The 14569-nt window shown below is 61.4% G+C and carries 11 protein-coding genes; 5 read left to right on the top strand and 6 right to left on the bottom strand.

The window, feature by feature from the left end; all coding sequences use genetic code 11:
- Window positions 1-282: 282 nt before the first annotated feature.
- Window positions 283-828: a recombinase family protein gene (locus AB7531_RS40445; protein WP_441280270.1), complete on the bottom strand. Its 546-nt coding sequence runs from the start codon at window positions 826-828 to the stop codon at window positions 283-285.
- Window positions 829-1076: 248 nt separating this feature from the next.
- On the opposite strand from AB7531_RS40445, the gene AB7531_RS40440 reads away from it, so the two are divergent.
- Window positions 1077-2453, top strand: coding sequence for an ATP-binding protein (locus AB7531_RS40440; RefSeq protein ID WP_441280269.1), 1377 nt, complete (start codon window positions 1077-1079; stop codon window positions 2451-2453).
- A 348-nt stretch (window positions 2454-2801) separates the two neighbouring features.
- Entirely contained in the window at window positions 2802-3632 is an 831-nt protein-coding gene (locus AB7531_RS40435; protein WP_441280268.1) for a DUF4145 domain-containing protein, read from the top strand.
- Between the two features lie 365 nt (window positions 3633-3997).
- Here AB7531_RS40435 and AB7531_RS40430 read toward each other — a convergent pair whose 3' ends face one another.
- Window positions 3998-6070 carry a hypothetical protein gene (locus AB7531_RS40430; RefSeq protein WP_441280267.1) on the bottom strand — a complete coding sequence of 691 codons (2073 nt, stop codon included), beginning with the start codon at window positions 6068-6070 and terminating at the stop codon, window positions 3998-4000.
- A gap of 169 nt (window positions 6071-6239) precedes the next feature.
- On the opposite strand from AB7531_RS40430, the gene AB7531_RS40425 reads away from it, so the two are divergent.
- The 3 genes from AB7531_RS40425 to AB7531_RS40415 all read left to right on the top strand — a co-directional run bounded on the left by AB7531_RS40425 (window position 6240) and on the right by AB7531_RS40415 (window position 8012).
- Window positions 6240-6476: a hypothetical protein gene (locus tag AB7531_RS40425; RefSeq protein ID WP_063985912.1), complete on the top strand. Its 237-nt coding sequence runs from the start codon at window positions 6240-6242 to the stop codon at window positions 6474-6476.
- 187 nt (window positions 6477-6663) lie between these two features.
- On the top strand, window positions 6664-7446 hold the full coding sequence (locus tag AB7531_RS40420) for an alpha/beta fold hydrolase (protein ID WP_063985911.1): 783 nt from the start codon (window positions 6664-6666) through the stop codon (window positions 7444-7446).
- Between the two features lie 167 nt (window positions 7447-7613).
- Complete coding sequence (locus tag AB7531_RS40415; RefSeq protein WP_063979804.1) at window positions 7614-8012, top strand: hypothetical protein; 399 nt, start codon at window positions 7614-7616, stop codon at window positions 8010-8012.
- Window positions 8013-8149: 137 nt separating this feature from the next.
- Here AB7531_RS40415 and AB7531_RS40410 read toward each other — a convergent pair whose 3' ends face one another.
- From AB7531_RS40410 to AB7531_RS40395, 4 genes are all read right to left on the bottom strand, one after another.
- Window positions 8150-8569, bottom strand: coding sequence for a CBS domain-containing protein (locus AB7531_RS40410; protein ID WP_063979803.1), 420 nt, complete (start codon window positions 8567-8569; stop codon window positions 8150-8152).
- A gap of 115 nt (window positions 8570-8684) precedes the next feature.
- On the bottom strand, window positions 8685-9155 hold the full coding sequence (locus tag AB7531_RS40405; RefSeq protein WP_028148973.1) for an aminoacyl-tRNA deacylase: 471 nt from the start codon (window positions 9153-9155) through the stop codon (window positions 8685-8687).
- Between the two features lie 203 nt (window positions 9156-9358).
- Window positions 9359-9679: a hypothetical protein gene (locus tag AB7531_RS40400; protein ID WP_063979802.1), complete on the bottom strand. Its 321-nt coding sequence runs from the start codon at window positions 9677-9679 to the stop codon at window positions 9359-9361.
- Window positions 9680-9729: 50 nt separating this feature from the next.
- Window positions 9730-14556: an NAD-glutamate dehydrogenase gene (locus AB7531_RS40395; protein ID WP_063979801.1), complete on the bottom strand. Its 4827-nt coding sequence runs from the start codon at window positions 14554-14556 to the stop codon at window positions 9730-9732.
- Window positions 14557-14569 lie beyond the last annotated feature (13 nt).

The raw sequence follows: 14569 nt of genomic DNA, 5'->3' as shown, positions 1-14569 counted from the left end.
CCCGGCCCATTCATTCTCTACTATGCCCAGTTTACCCCTTTGTTGTTTTTCAATGTAACCGGGCTACCGGCGGCCCGGTGCTGATTTGGTAGCTGTTAGCTGCACGTCCGAAGCCGGTACTTTCAGCGGAGCACACCGCCCCGTTCAGCCGAGTAGCGGCCTTGGCCTTTAGCCCGAGTTTCTTGAAATAGGGGCCCCAAAAATCTCCGGGAGGGGCCCCATGTCGGCCCCGGAGTCCCTTAGCTAAGCTATGCGCAGCTAAAGTAGGCGGCGCTTTGATCCTCAGCCCTCCTCTAGAACCCGATAGACCGATGCGCGGCCAATCTTGAGGGTCTTGGCGATGTCCGACGCTCCCATGCCTTGTGCTCGCAACGCCTTGACCTGTGCAGGATCGATGGAAGCCTTGCGCCCTTGGTACACTCCGCGCGCCTTGGCATCCGCAATGCCCTCAAGCTGACGCTCTCTACGGAGGTTGGTCTCGAACTCAGCGAACACTGACAGCATGTCCAGGAAGCACTTGCCTGCTGCCGTGCCGGTGTCGATAGGTTGTTCGGTCGCCTTGAGGGATGCGCCGCGCGCCTTCACAGTGCGCACGATATCCTGAAGGTCTCCAACAGAGCGCGCGAGACGGTCAATGCGCGTTACCATGAGCGTGTCACCGTTACGCAGGAAGTCGAGAACGGTGCGAAGCTCCTCACGGCCCGCCGTCGTGGTGCCGCTACGCTTCTCCGAACGGATCAGGTCACAGCCTGCCGCGCGCAATGCGTTCTCTTGCAGCTCTAGATTCTGATCTGTGGTGCTAACTCGGGCGTAGCCGATGACGGTCATTGAGGGACGTTCCTGTCTCGTTAGGTTCTAGACCACGAGACAATGGCGTCTCGAAATAGAGAAGTCAACCCTAATAAGACAATATTTGCGTCTCGCGGCAATGTCTCGGGAGGGCATACCTAAACGGGACAGGCTGTTGAAGCAAAGTGGGGGAGAAGCTCTGGCGTCGGCGCAATGACAGGTTGAGGTTCCACCGGGATCTTCTACCCTGAGGGAATCTTGTCCCGCCTCATCGCCCTTTGGTTCACATGGACACACGGCAAATCACCACCGAAGAAGCCGACATTATCCTCGGCTACGACGAAAACCATTTCCGCGATGCCAAAGCGAAGGAGATTGCCCCAGCGAAGCTCTCGCGATCCATCTCCGCTTTCGCCAACACCGCAGGCGGTGAGCTATTCGTAGGCGTCGCCGAAAACGATGACGGCACCAGGACATGGAGTGGGTTCGAAAACGTCGAAGCAGCGAACGGACTGGTTCAGGTCCTGGAGAGCCTCTCTTCCTTGGGCAACCTCTACTCTGCGCAGTTCCTAAGAGCGCCCGACAAGCCAGGAATTGTGCTCCACATAAGCGTCCTGAAGACCCGAGAGATAATCAAATCAACGCAGGGTAATGCCTACGTTCGACGCGGCGCACAGAACCTCGGCGTCAATGGAGACGAGGCGCTAAGGCGCTTGGAGTTGGACAAGGGCCTCTCCACGTTCGAGGACGACACGGTCAACGTACCCCAGGACACGGTGACAAACTCGGTGACGACTATCGAGTTCGTGCTCTCACAGGTGCCGAGCGCGGAGCCTGACGTCTGGCTAAAGTCACAGTTTCTCCTGGTGAACGAAAAGCCGACCGTCGCAGGCGTGTTGCTGTACGCAGACGAACCGCAAGCAGCCCTTCCGAAGCGGAGTGCGATCAAGGTGTTTCGGTACGCGACTAAAGAAGAAGGAGGTGACCGCGAAACGCTCTCTTTCGTCCCCCTGACCATTGAAGGGCCAATCTACGACCTGATTGTCAAAGCCGTGTCCACGACCAAGGAAATCGTTCAGAGTATAAAGCGCATGGGTGAAACGGGTCTGGAGGAAGTCACCTATCCCGACGAAACCCTGCATGAAATCATCACCAATGCGGTGCTGCACCGCGACTACAGCCACCAAACAGACGTTCAGATACGCATCTACGATGATCGGATTGAAGTAGAAAGTCCCGGTCGGTTTCCAGGCCATGTGACCCCAGCTAACGTCCTGACCGAGCAGTTCGCTCGAAACCCCAAGCTCGTCCGGCTGATAAACAAGTTCCCCAATCCGCCGAATAAGGACGTGGGGGAGGGACTGAACACGGCCTTTGCGGCCATGAGGCGTATTCGCCTGAAGGAGCCTGAAATCACCGAGGCAGAAAACGCGGTCGTTGTTTTCATCCGTCATGAGCCGCTGTCCTCACCCGCCTCGACCGTTATGGAGTACCTGGAGAGCAATCCAACCATTACCAATGAAATTGGGCGAGGGATCACGGGTTTGAGGCGTGACGTGCAAATGAAGGACGTTTTCGTAGCACTTCGGAAACGGGGGCTGATCGAGCAAGTACCTGGGCAACGAGGGCGGGCTTCGGCGTGGCGAAAGAAGGACCCGAAGTAGCTCTGGTCAACAGCACAGTCGCGGTGGCTTTCCCAGTGATCAACGCGGGCCAGCGTTTGTATTGGCCGCCCCTCAAGCCAGAAGACCTCACGGAGCATGCTGCCTCTGTGCAGGCCGCGAGCCTTGGCTACTCGGGCGGTCGATTTACTTTCGGGCGATACACCTGTGCAATTCGTTGAGCGATCCTCCAGGGCTTGAGGCGCTTGGTGTCGCGGCCGTTGAGCACGAGCAGAAATGCCTGTGCGTTGCATGTGACGGGCGAATGGAAATCTTTCATGAGGGTAAGAAAGAGTGGGCCACTTGCCCGGTGTAGACGACGCTGCGCCGCCGCGTGGTGGGTGCCAGTAAATGCCCGTGAAGCCAAAGAATAGTGTGATCGCCGAGCGCCTTGAAAGCTTGCTCGCCTCAACAAAGCGGAGTGCACACAACGTGAAGTTAGGTTCGAACTGGACTTGTCCGTACTGTCGCCACGCGCAGGTCGTATCCGCCGAACGCATCCATGATGTGGACTCAGAGTTGGAGGTTCATGGATCCAGGTTAACTACGCCGTATCTCAGAGTAACGGCAGTAGTTTGTGCCAACGATCAGTGCAGGGAACTCACGCTTAGCGCCGGGCTCAGCTCAATAGTCGTAGCAAAGACACCGGTCGGCACTCACCGGCACGTACGTCGGCCGGGCAAAAGTTGGACTCTGTTGCCGCCGTCTACCGCAAAGCCGCAGCCCGATTGCGTGCCAGAACCGCTTCGCGCGGACTACGCTGAAGCTTGTGCAATCCGAGACCTAAGCCCGAAAGCATCGGCCACCATCATTCGACGCTGCCTTCAAGGGATGATCCGGGACTTCTGTGGCATCAAGAAGGGCAGGTTGATTGATGAAATCAAAGAGCTTCGAGCGCTCGTTGAAGCGGGGAACGCACCGCGAGGCGTTCAACACGACAGCGTAGATGCAATCGATCACGTAAGAGGGATCGGAAACATTGGCGCCCACATGGAGAAGGACATTAACACAATCATAGACGTTGACCCCGATGAGGCCCAGCGACTGATTGAGTTGACGGAAATGCTTTTCGAAGAGTGGTATGAAGCCCGGCATAGGCGTGAGCAGCGCCTCCAACAGATTGGAGCCATTGCGGCAGAGAAGGCGCAGGCCAAAGCGGCCCCCAAGGCAGGTGAACCTTAGACGAGATCATCACCCGCCGCTTGTAGGTGGTCACAGAAGGTGGTACGAGCGGCAAGGCAGTCGTGCTGATTTCTCGTTAGTTTTCAATGTGGAGAGCGTGCCTCGGTCGCCTCGTTCCGGGCGCGCCATTTGCAGTCTTGTTCCACTGCAGGAACCCCCTAGTTTCTAATGGCCCGTTATTCATTTGCCGTTCAAGGCATCGTTCCTATATTGTGCGCCTACGGAAATGGAGTGGGCCATGCTGCGCCTCTTCGGAATTTATGCTTTTGGGATGCTCCTGACGCTGGCTGCTCTGTCGCCGGCGTTGGCGACCGTGACGCCTCCGTAAGCCTGCGCCCTTGATCGGACCACGCGAACAGGTGAGCCTATCCGCTCAGGTCGGCTCGTGCCTTCTCAATCTTCAAAAGCTGCTGCCTTAGCAACTCCTGAACCGAGACGGCGAGGCTCGGTGCGATTCGCTCCAGATATGGCCGATGCGATCGTTCGCGATCGATCCTGGCCAGATCATCGACGACTTGCATTCCGAGTTTGACGGCGCGCTCGGCTTCGTCGAGCCGCTTTTGCTGGGCGACCTGGTCATCCAACTTGGCGCGCAGCATGGTATAGACAACGGCGTTCTCGGCGAACCCGAGCAGCGATTGCCCATAGATCACCTCCCGCTCCGGAAATTTGGTGCCGCACGACATGTCGAAATTGGCGAGTCGATGGGCGGCGTCGTTCACCGCTTCGGCAAGTTTCGCGGCGTAGTCTGGATGCTCCAGTGCCCGGTGGATATAGGTGTACTCCATGGTCACGTAGGACGTGTACAGGCCCCCCCAAAGCTTCATCCGTGTTTGCGATTCATCCGATTCGCATGTTGCCGGCCGCTTGAAGGTGAGCGGGCATGTCGTGGGACACTGCTTATTCAACGCCTGGAAGAAATCGACCTTCAACAACCGGCTCTTGAGGCCGTCGATTGTCTCCTGGAGATTTTGCAGGTGCTCCGTCCGGACGATGGTGGCTGCTTGTGAGTTCTGGTCTTCCAGCCATTCTTCCACATAGGTTACGAGCATCGCGCGTATGCGCAGGGCGAACCATTCGTCCCTGACCTGCAGCATTGGATTGGCCGCATATCTTCGCTGTTGTTCGTCGCTTGAATTTGTCTCCCGTCGTTCTCGGAGCCAGTTGTCCAGAACGGCGGCTGCAGCCTCGTGTTGTCCAGCTTGCGTCATCAGGCTAGCACGACCGATCGCGAAGTAAGGCAGCGTCTCCAGCCCGCGCCGGTTGGCTGGCTGTGGTGTGATCATCTTCTCCAGATTTCGGAAAACATAGTCGAGCCGGTCCTGGACATTGTCCGACCTGGCTGCGCCATCCGACCGGGTGAACTCGGACAGCGTTTCGCGCAGGCACCGACCGGCATACGTGTCGTCGTCGATTGACGCCGGTTTTTCGTTAGGAGGGCAATAGATATCATACCATGGCTTGCAGGCCTCGAAGGTTTTTGGAGACGTCGATGACAAGGCGATATCCACCGCCATGCGAAGGCCGTTATGAACGAAGTCCGAGCTGACCTGCTTCAATCCGGCTTCGAACTCCCTCGGGTCGATTGCCGGGCCGCGGGCGGCCGCTCGGCGATCGAGTGCTTCAAGTCGGCGGAATACGTTGCTGTAGCTTGCGAGATATCTTTCGACAGGACCGGAATCCGCGGATTGCTCGAACCAGGCGGACAGACACTGCAACGGAAGTGCGATGGTGGACTGCGTGAACGTCTCGCTGCTGCGCAAGTCGTCGACCGGCATATCCGAAACCGGCCTATCCTGCGGCCTTCGGGTGAATATCTCGGTCAAATAGTCCTTGTCGCGTCTGATGATGAGGTGAAGCCTCGCGAGATTTTGCAGGCCGTTCGGTCCCCCGGCCGCATATGTTTCCTTGCTGGCGCTCGGAATGGTCGTCGATGCGAGCCGATCCCGGCTGCCCTGCTCCTTGGATGCAAACGACAATTCGGCGACGCCGAGCTTCACGGATGACAAGCTTCTTGCGTACTGCTTGATCAGGCCCGACCCCTCGCCACCGAGGACTCCCAGGAGGAACAGGAGTGCCAAGCCCGCCCCTGCGAACATCTGGCCGCGGGTCAAGTCCTCATTGGCGCGGTGAACGACGACACTGTTGATCCAGATCGCAAACAGCGGGCCGAAGATGAAGCCAATGATGACGTTGACCTCATACCTCGCGAGTGTGCTGAATGGTGATGAGACCTCATGGATGGTCAGGACACCAAGCAGGATTACAAGGACAATCAGAAATTGGACCATCCTGCGCAACGCCCGTGCAGCAGGCCCTTGCAGACCCAGGGTTTCCTCGCTGAATTCTATGAAGCTTCCCTGTGGCGGCCATTGCGTGAATGCAATCAACTCGAACAGCGCGAATGCTATGGTGGCAGACAGGATGAATGCAGTCATTCGCGGTGCCCCTCTCGCGTGTCCCGACCAGCGGCGGACGCAGTCAACAGAGCTGCTCGATCGACTGCGCAAAAAAACCAATGCGGGGCGCATTATAGATATGGTGTAGCTTATGGTTGCAAATGCTTTCTGATGTGACTAAAATTTCGCGTGGCCGGGATTTCCACCAATGAAGCTTTTTTCGCAGATCATGCTGATTGTCGTGGGACTCGGTGTGATCTATTTCGGCTGCAATCTGCTGTTTCAGCACGAAACGAATGAGTTCGCGTTCCAGAAGAATCTTCTGGCCACGTTCCAGACAGAGTATCATTGGCGGTCGATCGGCGTTGCCTATGGCGGCATCGCCACGGTGATAGTCGGGGCTGCAATGATGGCCGTTGCAGCCATCGTGGCCCGCCTCGGCTGAAATCACCTCGGGTCGCAATCCGGTTACGTCGCGAGCGGCTGCCGGAGCGCGCTACTCGCGCCTGGCTCACTCCGGCAGTTGCACCGCGGCGAAGCGGCAGTGCCCATCTTTATCGGCCGTGTGGCGCCGGTTAGATTGAGGACCGGCCAGAGACGCCTGGACATTTCGGTGAATACGGAGATGACCCATGAAGCTCGCGCATAACGGAATCCAGCTGTCCTTCGACATTGCCGGCGCGGGACCGCTTCAATTCCTGTTCGTCCATGGCCTCGGCGGGGATCGCACGCATTTTGCGCCGCAGATGGAGTATTTCGCCCGTCAAGGTCGGGCATTGAATGCCGAGCTGCGGGGGCATGGTGAGAGCGACAAGCCGCAACAGGCGTATTCGATCGAAGGCTTCGCCGATGATCTCGTCTTTCTGTGCAACCGACAGCAGATCACAAAGCCGATCATCGTGGGTCAGAGCATGGGTGGCAACATGGCGCTCGAAATCGCCGCCCGCTATCCGGACTTTCCTGCAGGCCTGGTGCTGCTCGACTCAGGGGTGCTCTTCCCTGCCTCGGCAGGGACGGTGTTCGCCGGGTATCTGGAGGGCTTAAGGGGCGCGAATTTTGCGGACGAGGTACGGAAGATCGTGGCGGACTCCTGTCTGCCGACCGACCGATGCCGCGCCCATGTTGAACAGACCTTTCTGGCGACGCCACAGCACGTGCTGGTGTCCACGTTTACAAGTCTGTTTCCCTGGGATGTGCATCGGGCGCGTGAATGCGCCCAGGCGTGCCGGGTCCCGGTGCTCTACATCGAAGCGGCCCATCGGCTCGCGGATCTGGATCGTTTTGCGGAGCTGTGTCCGCAACTGGTCACGGCCAAGGCCGTCGGCTCCGGGCATTTCCTGTCGCTGGAAGTGCCGGAGCAGATCAACCCGATGATCGACCGGTTTATCTCGCTCTACGTGCGAAGACCCGGGTAAGCTTCGTCATCGGCCGTGACGCGCCGCGACCGGCGTCCGTCGGGAAGCCACAATGCGCTGCCGGGCAGGGACGAAACCCTTTGCAGGCCGGGTGAAGCCGGCCGGAAACAAACCGGGCCTAACCTCCCGGGAGCTTTCCCGTCCAACCCGATTCAAGGGAGGATTTTATGAAAGCAGCGCTCTTGGTCCTGTCGCTTCTTGGCCAGCCCACGATTCCGATTTCAGACCGTGTGCCCATCTTCAATGTGGAAGCCCTTTGCCGGGACGTTTCCGCCGACGACAAGGCCTCAGGGCTCACCCTGGCGCAGGACGCCGGCGAGTGCGTGCGTGACGAGACAATTGCGCAGCAACAGCTGAGCTCGACCTGGCTGACTGTTCCGGGCCCCGCGCGCGCTAGTTGCGAAGGCGAGGCTGCGGCAGGGGGAATAGAAAGCTATGTCGATCTACTCACCTGCCTGCAGATGGCAGGTTGGGCGAATCCGACTCCGCCGCCGAAGCCCCCGCTCAGGGGAGCGAGCAAGATGCGGAACGCCAAGAATGAGCTGCGGAACGAATTGAAGAATTAGCTGCGCAGGTGACAATGGGGACGAGAAGACGGCGGAGCAGCTTCTTGGCAGGTCGCGTATCATAGCCTGCGCGTTCGCCGGCAGCGGGGTCCTGCGAGCGATGCGACGAAGTTCCGGGCGCCGGGTGGCGGTCGCCATCAATGATGGGCCGACACGCCCTTGACGCATTGGGTCAACAGATCAACGCTGGCGAATTGGCTGACATCGCCCAGGCTGATCATGCCGACCATCCGCCTGCTCTTGTTGATCACGGGCAGCCTGCGGATTTTCAGCGTCTCCATGTGATGCACGGCTTTCGCCAGATCGTCGTCTTCCCGGCAGCAATGGATGCCTTCGGTCATCACGTCCCGCGCCGTCATGCGCGCGGCGTTGAAGTTCTTGCTCGCGAGGCCTTTGCAGACGATGTCGCGATCGGTCACCATCCCGATCAGATGGTCGTCATCGCCGATCGGAATGCAGCCGATGTCGTGCCCTTGCATCAACTTCGCGATCTCGGTGATCGGGGTGTCCGGGCTGACCCAATCGACACCCTTGTGCATCACGTCCTTGACCTTCATGGAGGACCTCCGTTGCGAACGCAGCCCCCGTGACGTGATTATACTACGAACCGGGCGCGACCGCACGCGCGCCGCGACGAAGGCGCAGGAAAAATCATCCCGCCGCCATGCTGCGTCAACCGTGCGTGCTGAAGCGTCCATGCGGCGCATTGGCCGTCAGCCGTTCAAACTGTGCATGCGTCAGGTGAAGCAGCGTCTCATGGTCGCCGGCTTCGATATAGATCTCGGGCTGCGCCCGGATGCTGTCATCGACGATGAGATCGAGCCCGTAGCATCGGCCTACCGCCGGAACGGCTCCATGCGCGCAGTCCGCGAACAGCCTGTTGATCTCGGTTTCGTTCGCCATCACGAGATCCGCGCCGAGCTTCTCCTTCAAGTCCGGCAAGTTGAGACGGTGCGATGCCGGAACGATCGCGAGCATATAGCCGCCGTCATGGCGCAGCACGACGGCCTTGGCGAAACGATCGCCCGAGACGTGGCAGGCCTGCGCCGTGCGCGCGGATGACATGGTGAAAACGTGCGGGATCTCGACATACTGGATGTTCTCGGCAGCCAGGTATCGGTGGAGCGTGGGGGCAATGGTCATGGCGTAGCCTTTCGGATGGATATGCGAGCCATCCATCGTGAGGCTGCCCCGCCGCACGATGGGCGGCCGCGTGATTGCCGGATGCCAGCATAGGCCTCGCGCTCGAATGCGGCAATCGAGTCGGGGGTTCAGATCGTTCCGGGCGCGCCTTTCCGCTTCGTTTGCCGCCGATCGATTGTGGCTTTTGCTGCGCTTCTCGTGTCCTACGGGATCCTTGCCACAACGTTGGGCCGGTTCTCCCTGAGCCACGCGACGGCCTCGGGTCCATCGACGACGCACGCGAAGGTTTCCCAGGTCGGGTCCTCCAGGGATTCCGATTGCAATCGCTTCGCCGCATATTCGACGAGGTCGTGCAAGCCTTCGTAGCCTCGCCGGTGTTCGAGGGACTCTGCAATCGCCGTGCTGGTCCAGCCTCGTCGGGCCAGATCGACAATGCTCGGAGCGTCAGCCTCGCTGAACCACGGTGTGGCATCGAACTCGATGCAGCGGACATTATCGGCGGTGTGGCAAGTGGCGTGGATCATGGGGTTCCTCCGTTCGCCGGCTCAGTTTCACATCGCTGCCTCGCACGCTCTCAGACTTTGACCAGGTCCCCCAGCAGGTTCGCCGCCACCGTCAGCTTGGCAAGCGTCAGGCCGCTGGCCGCAATCTCCTCGACCGAGCGGCGGATACGCGCCGCTTCGGGGTGAGCCGCAAGCCACGTCTCGACGGCCTGCTGGCCGGACTGGCCGGTTGCCAGCATATCCGCGGCCAGTCTTCTCTCGGCGCTGGCGATCTGCTCGACGGCGCGATCGACCGCCATGCGTTCGAAATAATCATTTGCCGGCACGCTGCGCGCGGCGGCGATGATGCGGTCGAGACGGAAATTGGCTTCCGCAGCGAAGAAGGTTGCGGCAGCATCGCCGATGGCGCGGGAGGTGCGCTCGGCGACCGTCACGATATCGGGTGCCGCAATCAGAGGGTCGAGATCGGCGAGCTCGCCGGCGAGGCCGGCCGGGACGCCGGCATCGGTGAGTTCCTGGCGCCGCTTGCCGCGCGCGGCCTGCAGGTCCGGCGGCAGTGTGGTGTCGAGGGAGGCCGCGATCTCGCGGATACCCGGGCCAAAACGCCCGATGACCGCCTCGAGGCCGTCCTTGAAATCGACATTGCGCACGTACCAGACCATGCGGGAAATCAGGAGGTCCTGGACCGTCGCGCAGAGGCCGAGCTGCACCTGCCCGTCGATCCGGGTGTCGAGCGCGTCGATCGCGTCATTGAGCCGCCTGAGCTCGTAGATCGCGTCCACCGCCACCTGCGCCATGACGATGGTGGAGATATCGGCGTCGGTCTCGTCGGTCAGGCGGACGACACACGCCGGGCCGCCGCGGTTGATCACGGCATTGACGAGACTGGTCGCGATGATCTCGCGTCGCAGGCGATGGAGCTCGACCGCGGCCGGGAATTTATCGGGAACCTCGCGCGGAAAATACAGGGACAGTCTGCGAGCGAGGTAAGGATCATCAGGCACGCTGGTGAGGAGCAGGTCCTCGTAGAGCGTCAGCTTGGCGTAGGCGAGCAGCACGGCAAGCTCGGGCCGTGTCAGGGCCTGGCCGCGCCGTGTCCGCTCGGTGAGCGCTGCGTCGTCGGGCAAGAACTCCACGGCGCGGCTGAGCAGGCCGCGCTGCTCGAGCGACTGCATCAGGCGGGTGAGGAAGCCGGTCTCGGCCACGCCCTTGCGCTCGGCCAGCGAGAGCGCCAGCGTCTGCAGATAGTTGTTGCGCAGCACCAGCGTGCCGACCTCGTCGGTCATCGCGGCCAGCAGGCTGTTGCGATCGGCGAAGCTGAGGCGTCCCTCGCGTTCGGGGCGCGCCAGCGCGACCTTGATATTGACCTCGACGTCGGAGGTGTTGACGCCGGCCGAATTGTCGATGGCGTCGGTGTTGAGCTTGACGCCCTTCTGTGCCGCTTCGATGCGGCCGCGCTGGGTGACGCCGAGATTGGCGCCTTCGCCGATCACCCGGGCGCGAACGTCAGTGCCTGCGATGCGGATCGGATCGTTGGCGCGGTCGCCGGCCTGATCGTCGCTCTCTGCCGATGCGCGGATATAGGTGCCGATGCCGCCGAACCACAACAGGTCCGTGCGCGCTTTCAGGATCGCCGTCATCACCTCGAACGGCGTGGCCTGCTCCTTGTCGAGATCGAGCAGGCTGCGGACTTCCGGTGCGAGCGGGATCGCCTTGAGCGTGCGCGAGAACACGCCGCCGCCCTGCGAGATCAGCGACTTGTTGTAGTCCTGCCAGCTCGATCGCGGCAGGTCGAACAGACGCTTGCGCTCGGCGAAGCTGGTCGAAGGGTCGGGGGAGGGATCGATGAAGATGTCGCGATGATCGAACGCGGCCACGAGCCTTGTCGCCGGCGAGAGCAGCATGCCGTTGCCGAAGACGTCGCCGGACATGTCGCCGACGCCGGCAGCCGTGAACGGCATGGTCTGAATGTCGGTGCCGAGCTCACGGAAGTGGCGCTTGACCGCCTCCCAGGCGCCGCGCGCCGTGATCCCCATCTTCTTGTGGTCGTAGCCCTGGCTGCCGCCGGAGGCGAAGGCGTCGCCGAGCCAATGGTTCTTCTCGGCCGAGATCGCGTTGGCGACATCGGAGAAGGTGGCGGTGCCCTTGTCGGCGGCGACCACGAGGTAGGGGTCGTCGCCGTCATGGCGCACGGTGGAATCGGGCGGCACGACGGCGTCGCCGTCGAGATTGTCGGTGAGCTCGAGCAGCGAGCGCACGAAGATGCGATAGGCCGCGGTGCCTTCCGCGAGCCAGGCGTCGCGATTGGACGGTGGCGGCAGGCGCTTGGGCACGAAACCGCCCTTGGCGCCGACCGGCACGATCACGGCGTTCTTGACCTGCTGCGCCTTCACGAGACCCAGGATCTCGGTGCGGAAATCCTGCGGCCGGTCGGACCAGCGCAAGCCGCCGCGCGCGACCTTGCCGAAGCGCAGGTGAATGCCTTCGACCCGCGGCGAGGAGACGAAGATCTCGTAGAGAGGCCGCGGCGCCGGCAAATCGTCGATCCGCCGCGCGTCGAACTTGAAGGAGATGACCGGACGCGGATGTCCATCGTCGCCGATCTGCCAGAGATTGGTGCGGATGGTTGACTGCACCAGATTGGTGAAGCGGCGCAGGATGCGGTCTTCATCGAGCGAGGCGACGGATTTGAGCTGCTCCTCGATCTCGGCAAGGAGTGCCGTCTCGCGCGCCGAACGCTCGCGATCGGTAAGCACGAGGCGTGGATCGAGGCGGGTCTGGAACAGTGCGACGAGGGTGGCCGTGATCGCGGCGTTCTTGCGCAAGGTCTCCCACATGTAATCCTGGGTGAACGGAGCGCGGATCTGGTGCAGATAGCGCGACAGCGCCCGGATCGTCGAGACCTCGCGCCAGCCCAGCGCGGTGCGCAGGATCAGGGCGTTGTATCCGTCGGATTCGGCGCGATCTGTGACCACCGCCATGATCGAGGCTTCCAGGCGATGGCTGAATTCCGGGTTGATCTCGATCGGCTGGCCGTCGCTGGTCTCGATCGTCATCTCATGCAGCCAGACCGGCTCCGGCCTGTTGCCGGGCACGATCTGATAGGTGCGTTCGTCGACCACGCGCAGGCCGTGATTTTCGATCACCGGCACGCGGTAGGACAGCGATAGCGGTGCGGCGTCGGAGAACACCTTGAGGCCGAAGCGCCTGGGATCGTCCTCGCCCTTGTCGCGGTGCACCGAGATCGTCACCGGGCGTGCCGGCGTCAGCTTTTCGATGGTGGCGATGTCGGCGATGGCCTGCTCCGCCGTGAAAACCTCGGTATAGCCGCCGCTAAAGGCCTGGGCATAACGATTGGCGATCATGCGCGCCCGCATGCCGTCGGTCGACGCGGTGAGCGCGGCCTTGAGCTTGTCGGTCCAGGTCGCGGCAATGGCGCTGATGCCGGCTTCGAGCGCGGCGCGCTCGACGACGGGCGTTTTGCCTTCATAGCGTCCGATGATGAAGTGGACGCGCGCCAGCGCGCCTTCAGGGAACGATACGTAGGACGCCGACAGGGTCCCCTTGTAGACCTGCGACAGGAAGGCTCCGACGCGCGTGCGGACGTCGGTGTCGTATTTGTCGCGCGGAATGAAGGTGAGGATGGAGACGAAGCGATCGAACTTGTCGACCCGCGCCAGCGCCCGGACGCGCGGGCGCTCGTAGAGGATCAGGACCTCGATGACGAAGTTGTAGAGCGTGTCGACGTCGATCTGGAACAGCTCGTCACGCGGATAATCTTCGAGGATATGCATGAGCGCCTTGCCCGAATGGCCGTTCGGGTCGAAGCCGGCGCGCTGCAGCACCCGCGCAACCTTGTGGCGCACATAAGGGATCTGCCGCACCGAGCGGGTATAGGCGCCGGAGGTAAACAGGCCGACGACGCGCAATTCGCCCTCGAGCCGGCCGTCGGGTGCATAGAGCTTGATCCCCACATAATCCATCCGGATGCGCCGATGGACGAGGCTTGAGACATTGGCCTTGATGACGATCAGCAGCGTCGGCTCGTGCATGAACTCGCGGATTTCCGATGTCATCACCACCATTTCGTTGCCGCGTCGCAGGACTTTCACGTCGGGATCGCGCAGGATGCCGAGGCCTTCGCCGGTGGTGATGTCGTCCGACGCGTCGCTGTCGGGCGAGAAGCGATATTCGCGCACGCCGAGGAAGGTGAAATTGTCCGCGCAGAGCCATTGCAGGAACTGATTGGCTTCGGCGACCTCGTCGATCGGCAGCGGCGGCGGATTGGAAGCGAACGTCTTGATTGCCTCCTCGACGCGGTCACGCATGGCGCGCCAGTCGGTGACGCAGGCGCGGACGTTGTTCAATGCCCTGGTCAGTCCGTCGATCAGCTTCTGGCGATCGGCGTCGGCGTCCAGGCGGGTGATGTGGAGGTGAATCAGGCTTTCGCGAACGCCTCTTGCTCCCTCCGGCAGTGCTTCGCCGTAGAATCTCAGCAGCTTGCCCTCGGCATCGCGCTCGACGGCGATGATCGGGTGGGCGACGAGGGTGACTTCGATGCCCTGCTCGGCGAGTTCCGCCATCGTGGAGTCGTACAGGAAAGGCATGTTGTCGTTGAGAATCTCGAGCACGGAAATCTCGCGCCCGTTCGGCAACGTCGGATTGACCACGCGGATATCGGCGCTGCCCGACGTGCGCCGCTGCACATGCTCCCAGGCTTGCTCCGCCAGGACGGCAAGCGAGGCGGCATCGTAATTGTCGAGATCCTCGATATTGCTGTAGCCGAACAGGGGCTCGGCAAAGGCCCGCGGGCTCTTGCCCGGCGGCACGCTGCCGGCTGCATCGCGGATCAGGGTTGCCCGGGCCTTGTCGTCACGCCACGCCATCATGTCCTCCATTTGCCGCGCCGTC

The sequence above is a fragment of the Bradyrhizobium sp. 63_E2_N1_3 genome (genome assembly GCF_052076005.1).
GTDB classification, from domain to species: domain Bacteria; phylum Pseudomonadota; class Alphaproteobacteria; order Rhizobiales; family Xanthobacteraceae; genus Bradyrhizobium; species Bradyrhizobium barranii.
The sequence above is the reverse complement of the archived record's forward strand: the minus strand, read 5'-3'. Positions and strand labels throughout refer to the sequence as shown.